The organism is Clostridium saccharobutylicum DSM 13864, from assembly GCF_000473995.1.
Lineage (GTDB): Bacteria > Bacillota > Clostridia > Clostridiales > Clostridiaceae > Clostridium > Clostridium saccharobutylicum.
Window position 1 is genome coordinate 198345 of record NC_022571.1, and the last position, 23933, is coordinate 222277.

Annotated in this window: 25 protein-coding genes, 1 tRNA gene and 1 other annotated feature; all 26 genes read left to right on the forward strand. The window is 33.3% G+C overall.

What is annotated here, in order from left to right; all coding sequences use genetic code 11:
- Positions 1-21: 21 nt before the first annotated feature.
- The 26 genes from CLSA_RS00905 to rplV all read left to right on the forward strand — a co-directional run bounded on the left by CLSA_RS00905 (position 22) and on the right by rplV (position 23911).
- Entirely contained in the window at positions 22-435 is a 414-nt protein-coding gene (locus CLSA_RS00905) for a Mini-ribonuclease 3 (protein ID WP_041715987.1), read from the forward strand.
- Between the two features lie 31 nt (positions 436-466).
- Positions 467-1360 (forward strand): 23S rRNA (guanosine(2251)-2'-O)-methyltransferase RlmB, encoded by an 894-nt coding sequence (rlmB, locus tag CLSA_RS00910; RefSeq protein WP_022743533.1) that lies wholly within the window; start codon positions 467-469, stop codon positions 1358-1360.
- A 13-nt stretch (positions 1361-1373) separates the two neighbouring features.
- Complete coding sequence (locus tag CLSA_RS00915) at positions 1374-1886, forward strand: NYN domain-containing protein (RefSeq protein WP_022743534.1); 513 nt, start codon at positions 1374-1376, stop codon at positions 1884-1886.
- An 88-nt stretch (positions 1887-1974) separates the two neighbouring features.
- The gene (gene sigH, locus CLSA_RS00920) at positions 1975-2595 is read left to right on the forward strand and encodes an RNA polymerase sporulation sigma factor SigH (RefSeq protein ID WP_022743535.1); all 621 of its coding nucleotides are present in this window, start codon (positions 1975-1977) and stop codon (positions 2593-2595) included.
- Positions 2596-2672: 77 nt separating this feature from the next.
- Positions 2673-2748 (forward strand) — tRNA-Thr (locus CLSA_RS00925).
- 62 nt (positions 2749-2810) lie between these two features.
- Positions 2811-4004 carry an elongation factor Tu gene (tuf, locus tag CLSA_RS00930; protein ID WP_022743536.1) on the forward strand — a complete coding sequence of 398 codons (1194 nt, stop codon included), beginning with the start codon at positions 2811-2813 and terminating at the stop codon, positions 4002-4004.
- Positions 4005-4189: 185 nt separating this feature from the next.
- Positions 4190-4339 (forward strand): 50S ribosomal protein L33, encoded by a 150-nt coding sequence (rpmG, locus tag CLSA_RS00935; protein ID WP_022743537.1) that lies wholly within the window; start codon positions 4190-4192, stop codon positions 4337-4339.
- Positions 4340-4387: 48 nt separating this feature from the next.
- The gene (gene secE / locus CLSA_RS00940) at positions 4388-4618 is read left to right on the forward strand and encodes a preprotein translocase subunit SecE (protein ID WP_022743538.1); all 231 of its coding nucleotides are present in this window, start codon (positions 4388-4390) and stop codon (positions 4616-4618) included.
- Positions 4619-4656: 38 nt separating this feature from the next.
- Positions 4657-5178 (forward strand): transcription termination/antitermination protein NusG, encoded by a 522-nt coding sequence (gene nusG / locus CLSA_RS00945; protein ID WP_022743539.1) that lies wholly within the window; start codon positions 4657-4659, stop codon positions 5176-5178.
- An 81-nt stretch (positions 5179-5259) separates the two neighbouring features.
- Positions 5260-5685 (forward strand): 50S ribosomal protein L11, encoded by a 426-nt coding sequence (gene rplK / locus CLSA_RS00950; protein WP_022743540.1) that lies wholly within the window; start codon positions 5260-5262, stop codon positions 5683-5685.
- Positions 5686-5740: 55 nt separating this feature from the next.
- Positions 5741-6430 carry a 50S ribosomal protein L1 gene (gene rplA, locus CLSA_RS00955; protein WP_022743541.1) on the forward strand — a complete coding sequence of 230 codons (690 nt, stop codon included), beginning with the start codon at positions 5741-5743 and terminating at the stop codon, positions 6428-6430.
- Between the two features lie 43 nt (positions 6431-6473).
- Positions 6474-6600: a sequence feature (ribosomal protein L10 leader region), on the forward strand.
- Positions 6601-6635: 35 nt separating this feature from the next.
- Positions 6636-7139 carry a 50S ribosomal protein L10 gene (gene rplJ / locus CLSA_RS00960; protein ID WP_022743542.1) on the forward strand — a complete coding sequence of 168 codons (504 nt, stop codon included), beginning with the start codon at positions 6636-6638 and terminating at the stop codon, positions 7137-7139.
- 46 nt (positions 7140-7185) lie between these two features.
- Positions 7186-7554: a 50S ribosomal protein L7/L12 gene (rplL, locus tag CLSA_RS00965; RefSeq protein ID WP_022743543.1), complete on the forward strand. Its 369-nt coding sequence runs from the start codon at positions 7186-7188 to the stop codon at positions 7552-7554.
- A gap of 329 nt (positions 7555-7883) precedes the next feature.
- Positions 7884-11591: a DNA-directed RNA polymerase subunit beta gene (gene rpoB / locus CLSA_RS00970; RefSeq protein ID WP_022743544.1), complete on the forward strand. Its 3708-nt coding sequence runs from the start codon at positions 7884-7886 to the stop codon at positions 11589-11591.
- Positions 11592-11612: 21 nt separating this feature from the next.
- Positions 11613-15137, forward strand: coding sequence for a DNA-directed RNA polymerase subunit beta' (gene rpoC / locus CLSA_RS00975; protein WP_022743545.1), 3525 nt, complete (start codon positions 11613-11615; stop codon positions 15135-15137).
- Between the two features lie 251 nt (positions 15138-15388).
- Positions 15389-15766, forward strand: coding sequence for a 30S ribosomal protein S12 (gene rpsL / locus CLSA_RS00980; RefSeq protein WP_022743546.1), 378 nt, complete (start codon positions 15389-15391; stop codon positions 15764-15766).
- Between the two features lie 148 nt (positions 15767-15914).
- On the forward strand, positions 15915-16385 hold the full coding sequence (gene rpsG, locus CLSA_RS00985; RefSeq protein ID WP_022743547.1) for a 30S ribosomal protein S7: 471 nt from the start codon (positions 15915-15917) through the stop codon (positions 16383-16385).
- Positions 16386-16471: 86 nt separating this feature from the next.
- Positions 16472-18538, forward strand: coding sequence for an elongation factor G (fusA, locus tag CLSA_RS00990; protein ID WP_022743548.1), 2067 nt, complete (start codon positions 16472-16474; stop codon positions 18536-18538).
- Between the two features lie 189 nt (positions 18539-18727).
- Positions 18728-19921, forward strand: a complete 1194-nt coding sequence (tuf, locus tag CLSA_RS00995) for an elongation factor Tu (protein WP_022743536.1) — start codon at positions 18728-18730, stop codon at positions 19919-19921.
- A 446-nt stretch (positions 19922-20367) separates the two neighbouring features.
- Positions 20368-20676, forward strand: coding sequence for a 30S ribosomal protein S10 (rpsJ, locus tag CLSA_RS01000; RefSeq protein WP_002582605.1), 309 nt, complete (start codon positions 20368-20370; stop codon positions 20674-20676).
- A 75-nt stretch (positions 20677-20751) separates the two neighbouring features.
- Complete coding sequence (gene rplC / locus CLSA_RS01005; RefSeq protein WP_022743549.1) at positions 20752-21381, forward strand: 50S ribosomal protein L3; 630 nt, start codon at positions 20752-20754, stop codon at positions 21379-21381.
- A gap of 26 nt (positions 21382-21407) precedes the next feature.
- Positions 21408-22028 carry a 50S ribosomal protein L4 gene (gene rplD / locus CLSA_RS01010; protein WP_022743550.1) on the forward strand — a complete coding sequence of 207 codons (621 nt, stop codon included), beginning with the start codon at positions 21408-21410 and terminating at the stop codon, positions 22026-22028.
- The gene (rplW, locus tag CLSA_RS01015) at positions 22028-22324 is read left to right on the forward strand and encodes a 50S ribosomal protein L23 (RefSeq protein WP_022743551.1); all 297 of its coding nucleotides are present in this window, start codon (positions 22028-22030) and stop codon (positions 22322-22324) included. Before rplD ends, rplW begins: the two co-directional genes overlap by 1 nt.
- Before the next feature lie 58 nt (positions 22325-22382).
- Positions 22383-23213 (forward strand): 50S ribosomal protein L2, encoded by an 831-nt coding sequence (gene rplB, locus CLSA_RS01020; protein ID WP_022743552.1) that lies wholly within the window; start codon positions 22383-22385, stop codon positions 23211-23213.
- Between the two features lie 65 nt (positions 23214-23278).
- Positions 23279-23554 carry a 30S ribosomal protein S19 gene (gene rpsS / locus CLSA_RS01025; RefSeq protein ID WP_022743553.1) on the forward strand — a complete coding sequence of 92 codons (276 nt, stop codon included), beginning with the start codon at positions 23279-23281 and terminating at the stop codon, positions 23552-23554.
- A gap of 21 nt (positions 23555-23575) precedes the next feature.
- Positions 23576-23911, forward strand: coding sequence for a 50S ribosomal protein L22 (gene rplV, locus CLSA_RS01030; RefSeq protein ID WP_022743554.1), 336 nt, complete (start codon positions 23576-23578; stop codon positions 23909-23911).
- Positions 23912-23933 lie beyond the last annotated feature (22 nt).

Here is a 23933-nt window from a genome sequence, read left to right on the forward strand (position 1 = left end):
TTATTTAAAGGAGATTTATTAATGTTAGATGATTTTAGAATAAGAGAATTTACTAAAAATGAAGCTAGGATGTTAAATCCACTCCAATTGGCATTAGTAGGGGATGGAGTATTTGAGGTTTTTATTAGAGATTACATATTAACGGAAAATATGGCATTATCGGCAAATAAAATTCATATTAAAGCAATCAAATATGTTAAAGCAAAAAGTCAAGCGTATATAATGCACCAAATTGAAGAAATCTTGACGGAAGAAGAAATGGCAGTGTATAAAAGAGGGAGAAATGCTAAGTCAGCTACAGTACCCAAGAATGCAGATGTTAGGGATTATAGAATGGCAACTGGATTTGAAGCATTAGTCGGATATTTATATTTAATTGGAGATAAGGAAAGATTAGAATTAATTTTTAATAAAAGTATAGAGGTCATAAAATAAACTAAAGATTCATAATTAAGGAGGATTATTAATGCAAGAAAAAATAAAGAAAAATAATTCTAAAGTTAAATTGAAGAATGAAGAAAATAAAACTTATGAAAGAAATAAAAAAAATAAAAAGAGTTATAATTTAAAAGTAAATAACGTTGCAGAAGTAAGCAGAAATAAAGAAAATAGTCAAGTAGAAGAAAGAGAAGATATAGTAATAGGCAGAAATGCAGTAATTGAAGCGTTAAAAGGTGAAGGAACAATTGAAACGTTATATATATCCAATGGTAATCTTGAAGGTTCAATAAAAACTATAGTTGGGTTAGCAAAAGAAAAAAGAGTAATAATAAGAGAAGTTGATAGGAGAAAGTTAGATTCTATGTGTAATGGTGAAGTACATCAAGGTGTAATAGCAAAGATAACACCATATAAGTATTCGCAAGTATCAGATATATTAGAACTCGCAGAAAAAAGAGGTGAATCACCTTTTATTGTTATATTAGATGAAGTAGAAGATCCACATAATTTAGGCTCTATAATAAGAACAGCAGAGTTGTTTGGTGTACATGGAATAATAATTCCTAAGAGAAGGAGTGCATCAGTAACTTCAACTGTATATAAATCTTCAGTGGGAGCTGTAGAACATGTTAAAATTGCAAAAGTTACAAATTTAAATGCGATAATAGAAGAGTTGAAAGAAAGTGGGATTTGGGTTTATGGAGCAGATATAAGAGCAGAAGAATACAGCTATCAAGTAGATTTTAGTGGCCCATGTGCACTTATAATTGGTAATGAAGGAAGAGGTATTTCAAAACTAACAGTACAAAAGTGTGATAAACTAATAAAAATACCAATGGTGGGAAAGATTAATTCTTTAAATGCTTCAGTTGCTGGTGGTATAATGATGTATGAGGTTTTAAAAGGGCGCTTAAAATAGAAAGAGGTACAGTGTGAAAACTATTTTTGTTGATGGCTATAATGTGGTTAATAGTTGGCCTAATTTAAAACAGGATAAAGGTGTCAGTTTTGAGGGCTCAAGGCAGTTGTTAATAGATATTTTACACAATTATGGAGTATTTAAAGAATGCAAAATAGTATTGGTATTTGATGCTCATAAGGTAGCAGGAAGTATTGAGAAGGAAGAACAAATAAATAAAAATATATCTGTAGTTTTTACTAAGAGTGGAGAAACAGCTGATAGTTATATAGAAAAAAAAGTAAATGAATTAGGTAGAAAACATGAGATAGTTGTTGTTACATCAGATAACCTAGAACAACAAACTATTTTCCAAAGAGGTGCAACTAGAATGGCATCTATAGAATTTTATAATGAGATTCTTAAAGTAGAAAAATCTATAAAAAGTCGAGCTGAGAAGAATGAAAATAAACAAAGGAACAGCATAAGTGATAATATAGATGACAATACAGCTAGATTGTTAGAAGAAATTAGAAGGAGCAAGTAAATTAAGTTGACTAACATATTTTTACTAGGGTATAATTGTTTACATGAATAGTGTAGTTTAACGCAGAAGAGAGTTGAGAGTGAAATAGTTGGAAGGGTTTTTAGAATTTAAGGACAAATTAGATGAAGAAGTTGTTATAGAAGCTAAAGATGGAAATAATAGAGCTCAAGAATATTTGATGGCAAAGTATGAGAACTTTGTGAAAGCTAAAGCAAAATCATATTTCTTGATTGGTGCAGATAAAGAGGACATTTATCAAGAAGGGATGATAGGATTATATAAGGCTATTAGAGATTATAATCCACAAAAATCAACATCATTTAAGGCTTTTGCAGAAATATGCGTAACTAGACAAATTATAACTGCAATAAAAACTGCTACTAGACAAAAACATATCCCTTTGAATACTTATATATCATTGAATAAGCCAATATATGAAGAAGAGTCTGAAAGAACATTGTTGGACGTTTTAGCTGGATTAAAAATTTCGGATCCTGAAGAATTAATGATAAGCAAGGAAAAGATGGATTATATTGAAGATAAAATCTCAAAAGTATTATCAGGATTAGAATTAGAAGTGCTCACATCATATTTGGATGGGAAATCTTATCAAGAAATTGCATGTGATTTGGAAAGACATTCAAAATCCATTGATAATGCTCTGCAGAGAGTAAAAAGAAAACTAGAAAAATGCTTAGATTTAAAGTAAGAATTTATATTGACAAATAAAAAAAAAAATAGTAAACTTTATAATTGGTATATCAAGGAACACAAAGGTTTTTGAACGCTCACATAGCTCAGTAGGCAGAGCGTCGCCTTGGTAAGGCGGAGGCCGTCGGTTCAATCCCGATTGTGAGCTCCAAGTAATAAAAATGAAAAAACACTAGGCAAAGTTTATTACAAGATAAAAGGAGGAAATTTATAATGTCAAAAGCAAAATATGAAAGAAATAAACCACATGTTAATATCGGAACAATAGGTCACGTAGACCATGGTAAGACAACATTAACAGCTGCAATCACAACTGTATTAGCAAATAAAGGATATGCAGAAGCATTTAACTATGCAGATATTGATAAGGCTCCAGAAGAAAAAGAAAGAGGAATCACAATCAATACAGCACACGTTGAATACCAAACAGAAAACAGACACTATGCTCACGTTGACTGTCCAGGACATGCTGACTACGTTAAGAACATGATCACAGGAGCAGCACAAATGGATGGAGCTATCTTAGTTGTATCAGCAGCAGATGGTCCAATGCCACAAACAAGAGAACATATACTATTAGGATCAAGAGTAGGTATCCAATATATCGTAGTATTCTTAAATAAAGCAGATATGGTAGATGATCCAGAATTATTAGAATTAGTTGAAATGGAAGTTAGAGAATTATTAAATGAATATGAATTCCCAGGAGACGATATTCCAGTAATAACAGGATCAGCATTAAAAGCATTAGAAAACCCAACAGATGAAGAAGCAATAGCTCCAATCTTAGAATTAATGGAAGCAGTAGATAGCTATATCCCAACTCCAGAAAGAGCAACAGATAAGCCATTCTTAATGCCAATCGAAGATGTCTTCACAATTACAGGAAGAGGAACAGTTGCAACAGGAAGAGTTGAAGCTGGAGTACTTCACGTAGGAGACGAAGTAGAAATCGTTGGATTAAGTGAAGAAAAGAAGAAAGTTGTAGTAACTGGAATCGAAATGTTCAGAAAGTTATTAGATGAAGCGCAAGCTGGAGATAATATCGGAGCATTATTAAGAGGAGTTCAAAGAACTGATATTGAAAGAGGTCAAGTATTAGCAGTACCAAATTCAGTACATCCTCACACTAAATTCGTAGGTCAAGTATACGTACTTAAGAAAGAAGAAGGTGGTAGACATACTCCATTCTTCGATGGATACAGACCACAATTCTACTTCAGAACAACAGACGTTACAGGATCAATCAAATTACCAGATGGAATGGAAATGGTAATGCCAGGAGACCACATCGACATGAACGTTGAATTAATCACTCCAATCGCAATGGATGAAGGATTAAGATTCGCTATCAGAGAAGGTGGAAGAACTGTAGGTTCAGGAGTTGTTACTAAGATAGTTCAATAGGATTTATAGATAGGCAATCAGTTTAATAAAGGACTAAGTTATATAACTTAGTCCTATTTAAAGGAAGATTGACAATTTACATATTCTATGATATTGTGTAAAAGTGACATTTTAAGTCATACAAGTTAGAGGTGAACAGGAGATTAATCTCTTGTTTAATATATATGAAAACTGGAGGTGCAGTAATGAGAACAAGAGTAACTTTAGCATGCACAGAGTGTAAACAAAGAAATTATGATTCAATGAAAAATAAGAAAAATGATCCAGATAGATTAGAAATGAAAAAGTATTGTAAATTCTGTAAAAAGCACACTCTTCATAGAGAAACAAAATAGTAGCCACGTGAAATGACATATAGTAAGTAAATTTAAGGATGTGAAAATATGTCAGAAAAAAGTAATGTAAAAACTGAAAAGGCTGTTAATAATAGTAACCTATTTAGTTTTTTTAGAGAGGTTAAGGCAGAAGTTAAGAGAATAACTTGGCCTTCAAAAGATGAGGCGAAAAAAGCATTTGTTGCAGTTGTAATATTCACACTAATATACACATTATTAGTAGGTGGATTCGATTTTATTTTCCAGAACCTCTTTGAAATGATTTTAAAATTGAAGTAAAAGGGAGGTTTGGGTGACGTTAAGATCACCTGACAAGTATGAGTGATAAAGCAAGATGGTATGTAGTGCATACATATTCTGGATATGAAAATAAGGTTAAAGCAAACTTAGAAAAAGCAATTGAAAACAGAAATCTTGAATCATTAATCCATGATATACAAGTACCTATGGAAGAAGTGATTGAAGAAAAAGAAGGAAAACAAAAAGTCTCATTAAAGAAGAAATTTCCTGGATATGTGCTTGTGAAAATGTTGATGAGCGATGAATCATGGTACGTTGTAAGAAATACAAGAGGTGTAACAGGATTTGTTGGTCCAGGATCTAAACCAGTTCCTCTTTCAGATGAAGAAGTTGAATCAATGGGAGTGCTAGAAACACCTATTGAGATTGATTTAGAGATAGGGGAAAGCATTAAAATTATCTCAGGACCATTAAGAGATTCAGTGGCTATAATACAAGAGATAGTTTTAGATAAACGTAAAATTAAGGCTTTAGTAGATATGTTTGGCAGAGAAACTCTTGCTGAACTAGACTTTAATCAAGTTGAAAAATTAGTTTAATATATAATATAATAAGCTGATTTTAATTAAGTGGGAGAACTAAAAGTTCGTATATACCACAGTAATAGGAGGAATAACAAAATGGCTAAGAAAGTAACTGGAATGATTAAACTTCAACTTCAAGCAGGTAAGGCAACACCAGCTCCACCTGTTGGTCCAGCTTTAGGTCAACATGGTGTAAATATAATGGGATTCTGTAAGGAGTTTAATGCTAAAACTGCTAATCAAGCTGGTTTAATAATACCAGTAGTTATAACAGTTTACCAAGACAGATCATTTAGTTTTATACTAAAGACTCCTCCAGCTGCAGTTCTAATTAAGAAAGAATTAGGATTAGAAAGCGGATCAGGAGTACCTAATAAAACAAAGGTTGGTAAGTTAACTCAAGATCAACTTAAGAAGATCGCTGAAACTAAAATGCCAGACTTAAATGCTGCTAATGTTGAATCAGCTATGAGAATGATAGCAGGAACAGCTAGAAGTATGGGAGTAACTATCGAAGAGTAATTCTTTAAAAATAAGTGGGAGGTCAAAACCGCTAATACCACAGAGGAGGCAAATTATGGGAAAAAAATACGTTGAAAGCGCAAAACTTATAGATAAGAGCGCATTATATAGTCCAGCAGAAGCATTAGAACTTACTTTAAAAACTGCAAAGGCTAATTTCGATGAAACTATCGAATTACATGTAAGACTTGGAGTAGATCCAAGACATGCAGACCAACAAGTTAGAGGAGCAGTTGTATTACCAAACGGAACTGGTAAAACTGTAAAAGTTCTTGTGTTTGCAAAAGGTGATAAAGCTACAGAAGCACAACAAGCAGGAGCAGATTTCGTTGGAGCTGAAGAATTAGTTCAAAAGATTCAAAGTGAAAACTGGTTTGACTATGATGTAGTTGTTGCAACTCCAGATATGATGGGTGTTGTAGGTAGAATTGGTAGAGTATTAGGACCTAAGGGATTAATGCCAAACCCAAAATCAGGAACAGTAACATTTGATGTTGCTAAAGCAATTGAAGAAATCAAAGCTGGTAAAGTTGAATATAGAGTTGATAAAACTTCTATCGTTCACTGCCCAATCGGAAAGAAATCATTCGGTACTGAAAAATTAAAAGAAAACTTTACTGCATTAATGGACGCTTTAGTTAAAGCTAAACCAGCAGCAGCTAAAGGACAATACTTAAAATCAGTATCAGTTTCAAGTACAATGGGACCAGGAGCAAAAATTAATCCTACAAAAACTTTAGATTAGTATTGACTTAATTTAAGTTAAGTGATACAATATTTAATGTTGTAAAAAGAAAATAGTTTTTCCGTAGACAGTGGGTGCGAAAGCGTAAAATTAAATTGCCCGCCTAGGTTATATAATAGATGATATTATAGATCTTCCTTGTCTGCGGGAAGATCTTTTTAAATATAATAAGCAGTTTATAACTGTTAGGAGGTGGATCGCAGTAATGAATAAAAACAGAGAACTTAAAGAAGCAAAAGTTGCTGAAATTAAGGAAAAGTTAGAAAAAGCTAAAGCTGTTGTTCTTAGTAAGTATCAAGGACTAACTGTTGAAGAAGATACTGCTCTTAGAAAGAATTTAAGAGAAGCTGGCGTAGAATATAAAGTATACAAAAATACTTTAGTTACTTTAGCAGCTAAAGAATTAGGCTTAGAAGGTATAGTTGAATATTTAGAAGGACCTGTTGCTATTGCATTCGGTTACGAAGATGTTACAGTAGCAGCAAGAGTACTAAATGATTTTGCTAAAACTCATAACAAGTTAGAATTAAAAGCTGGTGTAGTAGAAGGAGAAATCTACGATGCTGCTAAGATTAACCAACTTGCAACAATTCCATCAAAAGAAGTTCTTATTGCAAAACTTCTTGGAAGTATCAAGTCTCCAATATCAAGCTTTGCACGTGTATTAAGTGCTATTGCTGATAGCAAGGGAACTGAATCTGCAGAATAATTAAAGAAAAATAATTTTAAGAAAAAATTTCGGAGGTGCTATTAAAATGACAAGAGAAGATATAATTCAAGCAATAAAAGAAATGAGCGTTTTAGATTTAAATGAATTAGTAAAGGCTTGTGAAGAAGAATTTGGAGTAAGTGCTGCAGCTGCAGTTGTAGCTGGAGGCGCTGTAGCTGGAGAAGCTGCTGGCGGAGCTGAAAAGACTGAATTTGACGTAGTATTAGCTAGTGCTGGAGATAACAAAATTAAAGTTATCAAAGCTGTTAGAGAAATAACTGGATTAGGATTAAAAGAAGCTAAAGAAATAGTTGATGGAGCTCCTAAAACATTAAAAGAAGGCGTTTCTAAAGAAGAAGCTGAAGACATGAAAGCTAAATTAGCTGAAGTTGGAGCTACTGTAGAAGTTAAATAATTTATTTTTAATAAAAAGGTGCTTTGTAAAGCACCTTTTTTAAACTTTAATTATAAAGCTATATAAAATGCTTGTTTAAGGAATAGGTATTTTATATAGCTTTATAGCTAGAAATTCATATAAAATTTATTGACAAAGAAAATGTCATGTGATATGATAATATAATGTATTATTCACCATGGAATAGTGTATATTCATGGTGGAAAAAAACAGTATAATCTGGTCAATAATGGTTATACTATAATAAAGACGCTGTCCGAAAGCAAAAGTCCTTAGGGAAAGTTCGCTTTTGGCTATTTTAGTTTATTTTATACAAGGGGTGAAAATTCATGGTACATCCTGTCCAAGTTGGAAAAAGAACAAGAATGAGTTTTGGTAAGGTTAATGATGTTACCGAAATGCCGAATTTAATTGAGGTACAATTAGATTCGTATGAATGGTTTTTAAGAGAAGGGTTGCACGAAGTATTTGATGATATTAATCCTATCACAAACTTCACAGGAAACTTAGTACTTGAATTCGTAGACTATAAACTTGATATGGAAAATATCAAGTATTCTGTCGAAGAATGCAAAGAAAGAGATGCAACTTATGCAGCACCACTAAAAGTTTCAGTTAGATTACAAAATAACGAAACTGGTGAAATTAAAGAACAAGAAGTTTTTATGGGAGATTTCCCACTAATGACAGAACAAGGTACTTTTGTAATTAATGGTGCTGAAAGAGTTATAGTAAGTCAGTTAGTAAGATCTCCTGGAGTATATTATAATTGCTCTATAGATAAGACTGGGAAAAAGTTGTATTCAGCAACTGTAATTCCTAATAGGGGTGCATGGTTAGAATATGAAACTGATTCTAATGACATCATCTATGTAAGAATTGATAAGACAAGAAAGTTACCAATTACTATATTAGCAAGAGCTATGGGATTTGGTAGTGATCAAGAGTTGCTTGATTTCTTTGGAGAAGAAGAAAGATTTAGAGCTTCAATAGAAAAAGATAATACAAAGACTAAAGAAGAAGCATTACTTGAAATATATAAAAGATTAAGACCAGGTGAGCCACCAACAGTAGATAGTGCAATATCATTAATAGATACATTATTTTTTGATGCAAAGAGATATGATTTATCTAGAGTTGGTAGATATAAATTCAATAAAAAACTTGCATTACAACTAAGAATTGCAAACCAAGTGGCAGCAGAGGATATAATTAACCCACAAACTGGTGAAGTTATGGTTGAAAAGGGCCAAAAAATCAGTAGATTAATGGCAGAAGATATTCAAAACAGCGGGATTAAAGTAGTTGCTATATTAGTTGAAGATAAAGTTATTAGAGTAATTAGCAATCACTTTGTGGATATAAATAAACAAGTCTCTTTTGATGTTTCAGATTTAGGAATAAAAGAATTAGTTCATTATCCTACATTAAGAGAAATACTAGATAACTTCTCAGATGAAGAGAGTATTAAAGAGGAAATAAAGAAAAATATTAGTAGACTTGTCCCAAAACATATAATAAGAGATGATATATTTGCAACAATTAGTTATGAAATAGGTTTAGCTTATGGAATTGGTTATGTTGATGATATAGATCACTTAGGAAATAGAAGATTAAGATCTGTAGGAGAATTATTACAAAACCAATTTAGAATTGGTTTATCAAGAATGGAAAGAGTAGTTAAGGAAAGAATGACTATTCAAGATCAAGAATCAATAACTCCTCAAATGTTAATAAACATAAGACCAGTAGCAGCAGCTATTAAAGAGTTCTTTGGTAGTTCACAATTATCACAATTCATGGATCAAACAAATCCATTATCAGAATTAACACATAAGAGAAGATTATCTGCTTTAGGACCAGGAGGTCTTTCAAGAGAAAGAGCTGGTTTCGAAGTAAGAGACGTTCATCATTCTCATTATGGTAGAATGTGTCCGATTGAAACACCGGAAGGTCCAAATATAGGACTTATAAACTCTTTAGCAACTTTTGCTAAAGTTAATGAATATGGCTTTATTGAAACACCATATAGAATTATAGATAAAGAAAATGCAAGAGCAACAGAGGAAATTAGATATTTCACTGCAGATGAAGAAGATCAATGCTTAATAGCTCAAGCAAAAGAGCTAATGGATGAAAATGGTTATTTTAAAGAAAAGAAAGTTACTGTAAGATACTTAGAAGACGTACTTGTTGTACCTGCTACTGAAGTTGATTTAATAGACGTATCAGCAAGACAAATGGTTTCAGTAGCAACTGCTATGATACCATTCCTTGAAAATGATGATGCTACAAGAGCACTTATGGGATCAAACATGCAACGTCAAGCGGTTCCTTTATTAAAGCCAGAAGCACCAGTTGTTGGAACAGGAATAGAATTTAAGGCGGCTGTAGATTCAGGAGTACTTCCTAAAGCAAAGAATGCTGGAGTTGTTACTTATGTATCAGGAAGTGAAGTACGTATTAAGAGAGATTCTGATGGTGGAACAGATGTATATAAATTACTAAAGTTTAAAAGAAGTAATTCAGGTACGTGTATTAATCAAAGACCTATAGTAGATACTGGAGAAATAGTATTTAAAAATCAAGTAATTGCTGATGGTCCATCAACAGACTTAGGAGAAATATCATTAGGTAAAAATATCAGAATGGGATTCATAACATGGGAAGGATATAATTACGAAGATGCCATGTTAATTTCAGAAGAACTGGTTAGAGAAGATGTATTTACATCTATGCATATAGAAGAATACGAATGTGAAGCAAGAGATACAAAGTTAGGACCAGAAGAAATTACAAGAGATATTCCTAATGTAAGTGATGATGCACTTAAAGATGTAGATGATAGAGGTATTATTAGAATAGGTGCTGAAGTAATATCAGGTGATATATTAGTAGGTAAAGTAACACCAAAGGGAGAAACTGAACTTACTGCAGAAGAAAGATTGTTAAGAGCAATTTTTGGTGAAAAGGCAAGAGAAGTAAGAGATACTTCATTAAGAGTTCCTCATGGAGAAGCTGGTATAATAGTTGATATAAAAGTATTTACTAGAGAAAATGGAGATGAATTGAATCCAGGAGTAAACGAACTTGTAAGATGTTATATTGCTCAAAAGAGAAAGATTTCAGTAGGAGATAAGATGGCTGGACGTCATGGTAATAAGGGGGTTATCTCTAGAATATTACCAGAAGAAGATATGCCATTCCTACCAGATGGTAGACCATTACAAATATGCTTAAATCCACTGGGCGTACCTTCACGTATGAATATAGGGCAGGTATTAGAAGTTCATTTAGGATGGGCAGCCAGCAATTTAGGATGGCATATAGCTACTCCTGTATTTGATGGTGCAACTCAAGATGAAATTACAGAATGTCTAGTAAAAGCAGGATTTAATACAAATGCAAAAACTATATTATATGATGGTAGAACAGGTGAACCATTTGATAATGAAGTAACTGTTGGTATTATGTATATGTTAAAACTTCACCATCTAGTAGATGATAAGATTCATGCTAGATCTACAGGACCTTACTCACTAGTAACACAACAACCATTAGGAGGTAAGGCTCAATTTGGGGGTCAAAGATTCGGTGAAATGGAAGTTTGGGCTTTGGAAGCATATGGTGCAGCACATACGTTACAAGAAATATTAACTGTTAAATCAGATGATGTTGTAGGTAGAGTTAAAACATATGAAGCTATTGTTAAAGGTGAAAATATACCTGAACCAGGAGTTCCAGAATCATTTAAGGTTCTTATAAAAGAACTACAAGCTTTATGTTTAGATATTAAGGTATTAAATGATGAGCATGAAGAAGTAACATTGAAAGAGTTTGCAGAAGAAGATATGGCAGGTTTAGATGTTAATATTGAAGGCGCAGAAGAAACAGTTGTGCAGGAAACAGAAATAGTAGATGACGGTTACGATGAAAACAAAGATGATGACATGGAAGACATTGATTATGATGAAAATGCCGACATCGAAGAGCTTGAAAATCAATTAGAACTAGATGATTTTAACGATGAACACTAATTTTGAAGGGAGGATTTACCCTTGTTTGAATTAAATAATTTTGATGCAATACAAATTGGTTTAGCATCTCCAGAACAAATAAGAGAATGGTCAAGAGGAGAAGTTAAAAAGCCAGAAACAATTAATTATAGAACATTAAAGCCAGAGAGAGACGGATTATTCTGTGAAAGAATCTTTGGACCAATGAAAGATTGGGAATGTCATTGTGGAAAATATAAAAGAGTAAGATATAAAGGTATAGTTTGTGATAGATGCGGAGTTGAAGTCACAAAAGCTAAAGTAAGAAGAGAAAGAATGGGGCATATTGAATTAGCTGCCCCAGTATCTCATATTTGGTACTTTAAAGGAATTCCATCAAGAATGGGATTGATTTTAGATATGTCACCAAGAGCATTAGAAAAAGTTTTATACTTTGCATCTTATATAGTGATAGATCCAAAAGAAACACCACTTTTGAAGAAACAACTTCTTAATGAAAAAGAATATAGAGAAGCTGTAGATAAATATGGTGATGAAAGCTTCGTAGCAGGAATGGGTGCTGAAGCAATTCAAAATTTATTAAGTGAGATTGATTTAGAAAGTGGTTCAAAAGAGCTTAAAGAAGAACTTAAGCAAAGTACTGGACAAAAGAAAGTTAGAATAATAAGAAGGCTTGAAGTTGTAGAATCTTTCAGAAAATCAGGAAATGATCCTCAATGGATGGTTATAAATGTAATACCAGTAATTCCACCAGATTTAAGACCTATGGTTCAATTAGATGGAGGAAGATTTGCAACATCTGATTTAAATGATTTATATAGAAGAGTAATAAATAGAAATAACAGATTGAAGAAGTTATTAGATTTAGGTGCTCCAGATATAATTGTAAGAAATGAAAAGAGAATGCTTCAAGAGGCAGTGGATGCTCTTATTGACAATGGTAGAAGAGGTAGACCGGTAACTGGACCAGGAAATAGACCTTTAAAATCTCTTTCAGATATGTTAAAAGGTAAGCAAGGTAGATTTAGACAAAACTTACTTGGTAAGAGAGTTGACTACTCAGGTAGATCAGTTATCGTTGTTGGTCCAGAACTTAAAATGTATCAATGCGGACTTCCTAAGGAAATGGCAATAGAATTATTTAAACCATTTGTTATGAAAAAGCTTGTACAAGATGGCATAGCTCATAATATCAAGAGTGCCAAGAGAATGGTTGAGAGAGTATTACCACAAGTATGGGATGTGTTGGAAGAAGTAATTGCGGATCATCCAGTATTACTTAACCGTGCGCCTACTCTACATAGACTTGGAATTCAAGCATTCCAACCAATATTGGTAGAAGGAAGAGCAATTAAACTACATCCATTAGCATGTACAGCATATAATGCTGACTTTGATGGAGACCAAATGGCAGTCCATCTTCCATTATCAGTTGAAGCTCAAGCAGAAGCAAGATTTTTAATGTTAGCGGCAACAAATATATTGAAGCCTTCAGATGGTAAACCAGTTTGTGTACCAACACAAGATATGGTTCTTGGTTCATATTATTTAACTATGGATAAAGATGGTGTCAAGGGTGAAGGAATGACATTCTCAAGCAAAGATGAAGCTATAATGGCATATGAAGTTAAAGCAATTGCTGTGCACGCTAAAATAAATGTTAGAATGTTTAGAGAATTTGATGGAGTAATGCAATCAAGGGTAATTAAAACTACTGTAGGAAAACTTATCTTTAATGAATCTATTCCTCAAAATTTAGGAATAGTTGATAGAAATAATGAAGATGAAAAGTTTAATTTAGAAGTTGATTTCTTAGTTACTAAAAAGTCACTAGGAACAATAATAGATCAATGTTATATGAAACATGGTCCGGTTAAAACATCTATAATGCTTGATAATATAAAAGCTTTAGGATATCATTATTCATCAATTGGTGCGGTAACAGTTGCAACTTCTGATATAACTGTGCCACAGGCTAAATATGATTTACTTAAAGAAGCAGATGAAACTGTTGAAAAGATAGAAAAGATGTATAAAAGAGGCTTCATATCTGATGATGAAAGATATGAAAGAGTCATAGAAAAATGGACTAAAACAACAGAAGATGTTGCTGATGCGCTAATGGATAGTATGGATAAGTTTAATCCAATATTCATGATGGCTGATTCGGGAGCCAGAGGTTCCAAATCTCAAATTAAGCAATTAGCTGGTATGAGAGGACTTATGGCAAGTCCATCAGGTAAGATTATTGAATTACCTATCAAAGCATCATTTAAAGAAGGTCTAGATGTATTGGAATATTTCTCTTCTACACATGGAGCTAGAAAAGGTAATGCCGATACAGCTTTAAAGACAGCCGATTCAGGATATTTAACAAGAAGACTTGTTGATGTATCACAAGATGTTATTGTAAGAGAAGAAGATTGTGGAACTGAAGAAGGATTATATGTAAGTGAAATTAAAGAAGGAAGCGAAGTTATCGAAGAATTGAAAGAAAGATTAATCGGTAGATATACTGCTGAGGATATTATTGATCCTAATAGTGGTAAAGTTGTCCTTGAAAATAATAAATATATGGATCCAGAGATAGCTGAAAAAATAGTTTCAACTGGAATCAAAAAGGTTAAAATTAGATCTGTATTTACATGTAGTTGTAAGGTTGGTGTATGTTCTCACTGTTATGGTATGAACATGGCAACAGCTAAGAAGATTGATATTGGAGAAGCTGTTGGTATTATAGCAGCTCAATCAATTGGAGAACCAGGAACACAGCTTACAATGAGAACATTCCATACAGGTGGAGTTGCTACAGGTGCAGATATTACTCAAGGTTTGCCTAGAGTAGAGGAATTATTTGAAGCTAGAAAACCAAAAGGTCTTGCAATTGTAAGTGAAATTATGGGTACAGTCAAGGTGGAAGAAACAAAGAAGAAGAGAATAGTTAATGTTATGAGTTCAGACGGTGAAGAACATAGCTATGATATACCATTCGGTTCAAGATTAAAGGTAAGTGATGGAGATTTAATTGAAGCTGGAGATGAAATAACAGAAGGTTCAGTTAATCCACATGATATCATGAGCATAAAAGGTATAGATGGTGCAAGAAGATACTTGCTTTCAGAAGTTCAAAAAGTTTATAGACTACAAGGTGTTGATATCAATGATAAGCATTTAGAAGTTGTTGTTAGACAAATGACTAGAAAGATTAAGATTCTTGAATCAGGAGATACCGATTTGTTACCAGGAACACTGATTGATATGTTCGATTTTAACGGAGAAAATGCTAGAGTAAGAGAATTTGGTGGAGAAGAAGCTAAGGGAGAACAAACATTATTAGGTATTACTAAGGCTGCCTTAGCAACAGATAGTTTCTTATCTGCAGCTTCATTCCAAGAAACAACGAGAGTTTTAACTGAAGCAGCCATCAAAGGGAAAATTGATCCATTAATAGGGTTGAAAGAAAATGTTATTATAGGTAAGTTAATTCCAGCAGGTACTGGAATGATGAGATATAGAACTCTAAATGTAGACGCAGAAGAAGCAGAGACTGAATCTATTGAGGAATAGATTTTAATTATGTTGACATGTATATAGTAAAATGATAAAATACAATTTGTGTGATTTAGAATATTGAATCACACAAATAAATGTCAATAAAGTTACTTGTGTGATTAGACTAATGCTAAAAGATTAGAGATTAGTTTAATATATATGTAAATGGGATAAATATTATAGTGTTTATTAATACATATATTCCCATGATAAATTAGCTTTATCTTAATTAAAAAATAGATAAATAAATTTCAGGAGGTGAAAAAATGCCAACTATTAGCCAATTAGTAAGAAAAGGCAGAAAAACAACAGTAGTTAAATCAACTGCACCAGCACTTAAAGAGTGTCCACAAAAAAGAGGGGTATGTACAGTAGTTAAAACAACAACTCCTAAGAAGCCTAACTCAGCGTTAAGAAAAATTGCCAGAGTTAGATTAACAAATGGATATGAAGTAACTGCATATATTGGTGGAGTAGGTCACAACTTACAAGAACATAGTGTTGTTCTTATAAGAGGTGGAAGAGTTAAGGACCTTCCTGGTGTTAGATACCATATTGTAAGAGGTGCATTAGACTGCGCTGGAGTAGCTAACAGAATGCAAGGAAGATCAAAGTACGGTGCTAAAAAGCCTAAACAAAAATAGGATTTTAACTTAATGTAGTGCTTATCTTCTACATAGATTATAGATTTGAAATTCAGTTTATATAGATGAAGAGATATAGCACTTTGCGGTATAGAATAATACCGAGTACCGATGAACTTAAATTTAAAATGTTAAGGAGGGAAGAAAAGTGCCAAGAAAAGGACATATTGCAAAAAGAGATGTATTACCAGATCCAGTGTACAATTCAAAAGTTGTTACTAAATTTATAAATAGTATAATGGAAGACGGTAAAAAGGGTGTAGCCCAAAAAATATGCTATGATGCATTTGAAATAATAGCACAAAAAAGTGGAAAAGAAGCTTTAGAAGTATTTGAAGAAGCTATGAATAATGTAATGCCATTACTAGAAGTTAAAGCTAGAAGAATAGGTGGTGCTACATATCAAGTTCCAATAGAAGTTAGACCAGAAAGAAGACAGACTTTAGGAATTAGATGGATGTTAATAGCAGCAAGAAAAAGAGGCGAAAAGCTAATGTGTGAAAGAGTTGCAGGTGAATTATTAGATGCTTGTAACAACACAGGAGCAGCTGTTAAGAAAAGAGAAGATACTCATAAGATGGCAGAAGCTAATAAGGCATTCGCTCACTACAGATATTAATATCTATACCAAAACTGTTTTGGCTTATGCTAAGGCAGTTTTGTCAAATTAAATTATATTTTACTCATTGAGAGGAGGACAAATAAATGGCTAGAAAATATCCTTTAGAGAAGTTCCGTAATTTCGGTATAATGGCTCATATAGATGCAGGTAAGACAACAACAACAGAACGTATATTATTCTATACAGGAGTGAGTCATAAGATAGGGGAAGTTCATGATGGTGAAGCTACAATGGACTGGATGGTTCAAGAACAAGAAAGAGGTATAACAATTACCTCAGCGGCAACTTCATGTTTCTGGAAAGAACACGAATTAAACATTATCGATACTCCAGGTCACGTAGACTTTACAGTTGAAGTTGAAAGATCATTAAGAGTACTTGATGGAGCTGTTACAGTTCTTGATGCAAAGAGTGGGGTTGAACCACAAACTGAAACTGTTTGGAGACAGGCGGATAAGTATGGTGTACCAAGAATGATATATGTAAATAAAATGGATGCAACAGGTGCTGATTTCTTTAGATGTATTCAAACAGTTAAAGATAGATTGAAAGCTAATGCAGTTCCAATTCAAATTCCAATAGGTAGTGAACAAGGCTTCAAAGGAATGGTTGACCTTATAAAAAATGTTGCTTTTATATTCTATGATGATCTTGGAAAAGATATGAGAGAAGAAGAAATTCCAGCTGAATATGTTGAGCAAGCTGAAGAATATAGAAGTGCAATGATAGAAGCTATTGCTGAAACAGATGAAGAATTAATGGAAAAATATTTAGAAGGTGAAGAACTTTCAATTGAAGAATTAAGAAGTGCTTTAAGAAAGGCTACAATTGCTAATGAAATATATCCTTGTATTTGTGGTTCTTCATACAAAAACAAAGGTGTTCAAGAAATGATTGATGGAGTTGTAGATTACTTACCATCACCATTAGATGTTCCAGCAATAAAAGGAACAACATTAGATGGAGAAGAAGATCATAGAAATTCTTCAGACTCTGAACCATTAGCAGCTTTAGCATTTAAGATTGCGACTGACCCATTTGTTGGTAAGTTAGCATTTACTAGAATATATTCAGGGGTAATGCAAAGTGGTTCGTATGTTCTTAACTCAACAAAAGGTAAGAAGGAAAGAATCGGTAGACTTGTTAAGATGCATTCAAATTCAAGATCAGAAGTTGAATCATTAGAAGCGGGAGAAATTGGAGCAGTAATTGGATTAAAGAACACTACAACAGGTGATACTTTATGTGCAGAAAATAGCCCAATAATCCTTGAAGCGATGGAATTCCCAGAACCAGTTATTAATGTAGCTATTGAGCCAAAGACAAAGGATGCTCAAGAAAAGATGGGAATGGCATTAGCTAAATTAGCAGAAGAAGATCCAACTTTTAAAACTTGGACTGATGAAGAAACAGGTCAAACAATTATCGCAGGTATGGGAGAACTTCACTTAGATATCATCGTTGATAGACTTCAAAGAGAATTCAAAGTTGAATGTAATGTTGGAGCTCCTCAAGTTGCTTACAAAGAAACAATCAGAAATGCTGTTAAAGCTGAAGCTAAGTATGCTAAGCAATCAGGTGGTAAAGGACAATACGGTCACGCTGTAATTGAAATGGAACCAACTGAAGGCGAATATGTATTTGAAAATGCTATCGTTGGTGGAGCTATTCCTAAGGAATACATTCCAGCTATTGATGCTGGTATCAAAGAAGCTTCTTTAAATGGTATCATTGCTGGATATAACGTTATTAACTTTAAAGTTAAGTTAGTACATGGTTCTTACCATGAAGTCGATTCATCAGAAATGGCATTTAAAATAGCTGGATCTATGGCATTCAAGAATGCTATGGCTAAAGCAAATCCAGTGCTTCTTGAACCTATGATGAAAGTTGAAGTAACAGTTCCAGAAGAATACATGGGAGATGTTATTGGTGATGTTAACTCAAGAAGAGGTAGAATTGAAGGAATGGATGCTGTTAATGGAGCTCAAGTTATTAGAGCGTTTGTACCATTATCAGAAATGTTTGGATATGCTACTGCATTAAGATCAAGAACTCAAGGTAGAGGTGTTTACTCAATGGTATTTGATCACTATGATGAAGTTCCAAAGAATATTCAAGAACAAATTGCAGGTAACAGAGCTAAATAATTTTTAAAATAACATAGTGATATTTAGTATATAAATGTCACTATGCTGTTAATAATTATAATATATAATTATTTAAAACATTAAATAATTAATAAAAGTTGAATAATAAACGTAGATATTACAATATCTATCGGTTATAATATTTACGGAAATATTTTTTATTAATGTCTATAAGGGAGGAATTTTATAATGTCAAAAGCAAAATATGAAAGAAATAAGCCTCATGTTAATATCGGAACAATAGGTCACGTAGACCATGGTAAGACAACATTAACAGCTGCAATCACAACTGTATTAGCGAATAAAGGATATGCAGAAGCATTTAACTATGCAGATATTGATAAGGCTCCAGAAGAAAAAGAAAGAGGAATCACAATCAATACAGCACACGTTGAATACCAAACAGAAAACAGACACTATGCTCACGTTGACTGTCCAGGACATGCTGACTACGTTAAGAACATGATCACAGGAGCAGCACAAATGGATGGAGCTATCTTAGTTGTATCAGCAGCAGATGGTCCAATGCCACAAACAAGAGAACATATACTATTAGGATCAAGAGTAGGTATCCAATATATCGTAGTATTCTTAAATAAAGCAGATATGGTAGATGATCCAGAATTATTAGAATTAGTTGAAATGGAAGTTAGAGAATTATTAAATGAATATGAATTCCCAGGAGACGATATTCCAGTAATAACAGGATCAGCATTAAAAGCATTAGAAAACCCAACAGATGAAGAAGCAATAGCTCCAATCTTAGAATTAATGGAAGCAGTAGATAGCTATATCCCAACTCCAGAAAGAGCAACAGATAAGCCATTCTTAATGCCAATCGAAGATGTCTTCACAATTACAGGAAGAGGAACAGTTGCAACAGGAAGAGTTGAAGCTGGAGTACTTCACGTAGGAGACGAAGTAGAAATCGTTGGATTAAGTGAAGAAAAGAAGAAAGTTGTAGTAACTGGAATCGAAATGTTCAGAAAGTTATTAGATGAAGCGCAAGCTGGAGATAATATCGGAGCATTATTAAGAGGAGTTCAAAGAACTGATATTGAAAGAGGTCAAGTATTAGCAGTACCAAATTCAGTACATCCTCACACTAAATTCGTAGGTCAAGTATACGTACTTAAGAAAGAAGAAGGTGGTAGACATACTCCATTCTTCGATGGATACAGACCACAATTCTACTTCAGAACAACAGACGTTACAGGATCAATCAAATTACCAGATGGAATGGAAATGGTAATGCCAGGAGACCACATCGACATGAACGTTGAATTAATCACTCCAATCGCAATGGATGAAGGATTAAGATTCGCTATCAGAGAAGGTGGAAGAACTGTAGGTTCAGGAGTTGTTACTAAGATAGTTCAATAGTAATATGCACATGTAATATGTGTTTTTGAAGCAAGGACTTAGGTTCCTTGCTTTTTAATATATTAAAAAATATGAATTGAGATTTCATTAAAGAAAAAAATGGGCAAAAAACCTAAAATGAAACCTTGAAATTTATCGGAAATATATTTAAAATAATAAAAGCGAAAGAAATTATAAAAAAATTTTAAATTTAAAAAGATAAAAAGTCTAAAAAAAGCTTGAAAAGGCTTTGCAACAATAGTATAATAAAGAAGTTGCATAGCATACAGCGATCTATCAGGAGGTTGCCGGACTTCCGGGTAATTCTTGATAAGTAAGTTTGGATCTAGAATCCAACGACAGGGATTTGGTAAATTGTTAGAAGGCGTGAAACACCTGGAGCAGTTTACAGAACAACCGCTGTTGTGCGTTCGAAGTAAAACGTACATAAAAAGGAGGGAAATGAAATGTCAAAGCAAAAAATAAGAATTAGATTAAAGGCTTTTGATCATACAATATTAGATCAATCAGCTGAAAAAATTGTTGAAACTGCAAAAACATCAGGAGCTAAGGTTGTAGGTCCAGTACCATTACCAACAGAAAAAGATGTTGTTACAATATTAAGAGCGGTTCACAAGTACAAAGATTCAAGAGAACAATTTGAGATAAGAACTCATAAGAGATTAATCGATATCGTTAATCCATCACCAAAAACTGTTGATGCATTAATGAGATTAAATCTTCCAGCTGGTGTTGATATAGAAATCAAACTATAATACTGGAAATAAAATACGAAAACGGCTAGTTATGATTGTTAACAATCCGCTAATTAGTTTGGGAGGTGTAAATACATGAAAAAAGCTATAATAGGAAAGAAAATAGGAATGACTCAAATTTTTGATGAAAATGGTAAAGTAGTTCCTGTAACTGTAGTAGAAGCTGGCCCATGTGTTGTTGTTCAAAAGAAAACATTAGAAAATGATGGGTATGAAGCAATACAAGTAGGTTTTGATGAAATAAGAGAAAAATTAGCTAATAAGCCAAGAAAAGGTCACTTTGCTAAAGCTGGAGCTACTTTAAGAAGAACTCTTAAAGAATTCAGACTTGAAAACATAAGTGAATATGAAGTTGGTCAAGAAATAAAGGCTGATGTATTTGGAGCAGGAGATAAGATTGATGTATCTGCAGTTTCAAAAGGAAAGGGTTTCCAAGGATCTATTAAGAGATGGAACCAACAAAGAGGACCAATGACTCACGGTTCTAAATTCCATAGAGCACCAGGTTCAATGGGAGCATCATCAGATCCATCAAGAACATTCAAGAATAAGAGAATGCCAGGACATATGGGATCTGTTAATACAACAGTACTAAATTTAGAAGTTGTTAAAGTAATAGCTGAAAAGAACTTAATACTAATCAAGGGTGGAATCCCAGGACCTAACAAAGGTACAGTAGTAATTAAAGACACAGTTAGAGCTTAATTTCTGTAAGGAAAGGAGGAATTAGAATGCCTACAGTAGGAGTATTTAATAAAGAAGGAAATAAAGTTGCTGATATGGAGTTAAACGAAAGCATATTTGCAGCAGAAGTTAATGAATATGCATTACACCAAGTAGTAGTTGCATTATTAGCTAACAAGAGACAAGGAACTCAATCAACTAAGACTAGATCTGAAGTTAGAGGGGGCGGAATTAAGCCTTGGAGACAAAAGGGTACTGGAAGAGCAAGACAAGGTTCTATCAGAGCACCACAATGGATTAAGGGTGGTATTGTATTCGCACCAAAGCCAAGAGATTACAGAGTTTCAGTGCCAAAGAGCATGAGAAAGGTTGCAATGAAATCTGCTTTAACTAGCAAGGTTCAAGAAAATCAAATGATCGTTCTTGATTCATTAAATTTCGATGCACCAAAAACTAAAAATGTAGTAGAAATGTTAAAAGCTTTTGAAGCTACTAAAGCATTAATAATAACTGCAGAATCAAATGAAGGTGTTTACAAATCAGCAAGAAACATCCAAGGAATCAATGTTATACCAGCTAACAATATAAATGTTTATGATTTATTAAAATATGAAAAATTAATCATAACTAAAGATGCTGTATCAAAAATTGAGGAGGTGTACGCATAATGAAGTTAACAAGCCATGATATAATAAGAAAGCCAGTTATTACTGAAAAGAGTATGGCGTCTATGGCCGACAAAAAGTACACTTTCATAGTGCATGCGGATGCTAACAAATCTCAAATAAAGAGAGCTGTGGAAGAAGTTTTCAATGTTAAAGTTGAAGATGTTAATACTATAAACGGTTTAGGAAAAACTAAGAGAATGGGCGTACATGTAGGTAAGAGATCAGACTACAAGAAAGCTATTGTTAAATTATCAGAAGAAAGCAACGCAATTGAATTCTTTGAAGGAATGCAATAGTATTAAAGCCATTATTGGTGAAAACACCAGAGAAGCTTAAAGAAGGAGGGAATTTTAAATGGCAGTTAAAAAGTTTAACCCTATTACACCATCAAGAAGACAAATGACTATGCCAACATTTGAAGAAATAACTTCACAACAACCAGAAAAGTCACTTCTTGTTGCGTTAAAAGTTAAAGCGGGTAGAAATAACCAAGGTAAAATCACTGTTAGACATCGTGGTGGTACTGTTAAGAGAAAATACAGAATAATAGATTTTAAAAGAAATAAAGATGCAGTTCCAGCAAAGGTTGCATCTATAGAATATGATCCAAACAGAACTGCATATATTGCTCTTGTTATATATACAGATGGAGAAAAGAGATATATTCTTGCACCAGCAGGATTAAAAGTTGGAGATATCATTGAATCAGGTGTTAACGCAGATATCAAACCAGGTAATGCTCTTCCATTAAAGAACATACCAGTAGGTACAGTTGTTCATAATATCGAATTACAAAAAGGTAAAGGTGGCCAATTAGTTAGAGCTGCTGGTAACTCAGCACAATTAATGGCTAAAGAAGGAGATTATGCAACTCTAAGATTACCATCAGGTGAAATGAGATATGTAAGAATAGAATGTAGAGCTACAATCGGAACACTTTCAAATGCTACTAACGATATCGTTAATATTGGTAAAGCAGGTAGAAAGAGACACATGGGATGGAGACCAACAGTAAGAGGTTCTGTAATGAATCCTAACGATCACCCTCACGGTGGTGGTGAAGGTAAATCTCCAGTTGGTAGACCAAGTCCAGTTACTCCATGGGGTAAACCAGCACTTGGATACAAAACTAGAAAGAATAAGAAATATTCTGATAGATTTATTATTAAGGATAGAAGAAAATAGTCTGAGGAGAATAGTAAGTTCTCTTCAAGACTAATACTTCTAATTTATGAAGGGAGGCATATTTAGTGAGTAGATCAACAAAGAAAGCACCTTTTGTTCATGAAGGACTTTTCAAGAAGATAGAAGAAATGAACGCAAGTGGAGATAAAAAGGTTGTTAAAACTTGGTCAAGAAGTTCAACAATTTTCCCACAATTCATAGGTCACACAATTGCGGTTCATGATGGAAGAAAACACGTACCAGTATATATTTCAGAAGATATGGTTGGCCATAAGTTAGGTGAATTCGTATTAACTAGAACTTATAAAGGTCACGACGCAGATAAAACATCAAAAAGATAGCCTGGAAAGGAGGATTATTAAATGGAAGCTAGAGCTATAGCAAAATATGTCAGAATGTCTCCAACAAAAGTAGGAGTAATTCTTGATTTAATAAGAGGAAAGCAAGTTAATGAAGCTTTTGCTATTTTACAATATACTCCAAGAGAAGCAGCAGTAGTAATTAACAAAGTTTTAAAGTCAGCTGTTGCAAATGCAGAAAATAATTTAGAGTTAAATGCTGACAACTTATATGTTTCAGAATGTTTTGTTGGTCAAGGATCAACATTAAAGAGATTTCAACCTCATGCTCAAGGTAGAGCATTCAAAATCTTAAAGAAAACAAGCAATATAACAGTAATTGTTAAAGAAAGAGCTTAGTTTATAGAAGGAGGGAAAAGCA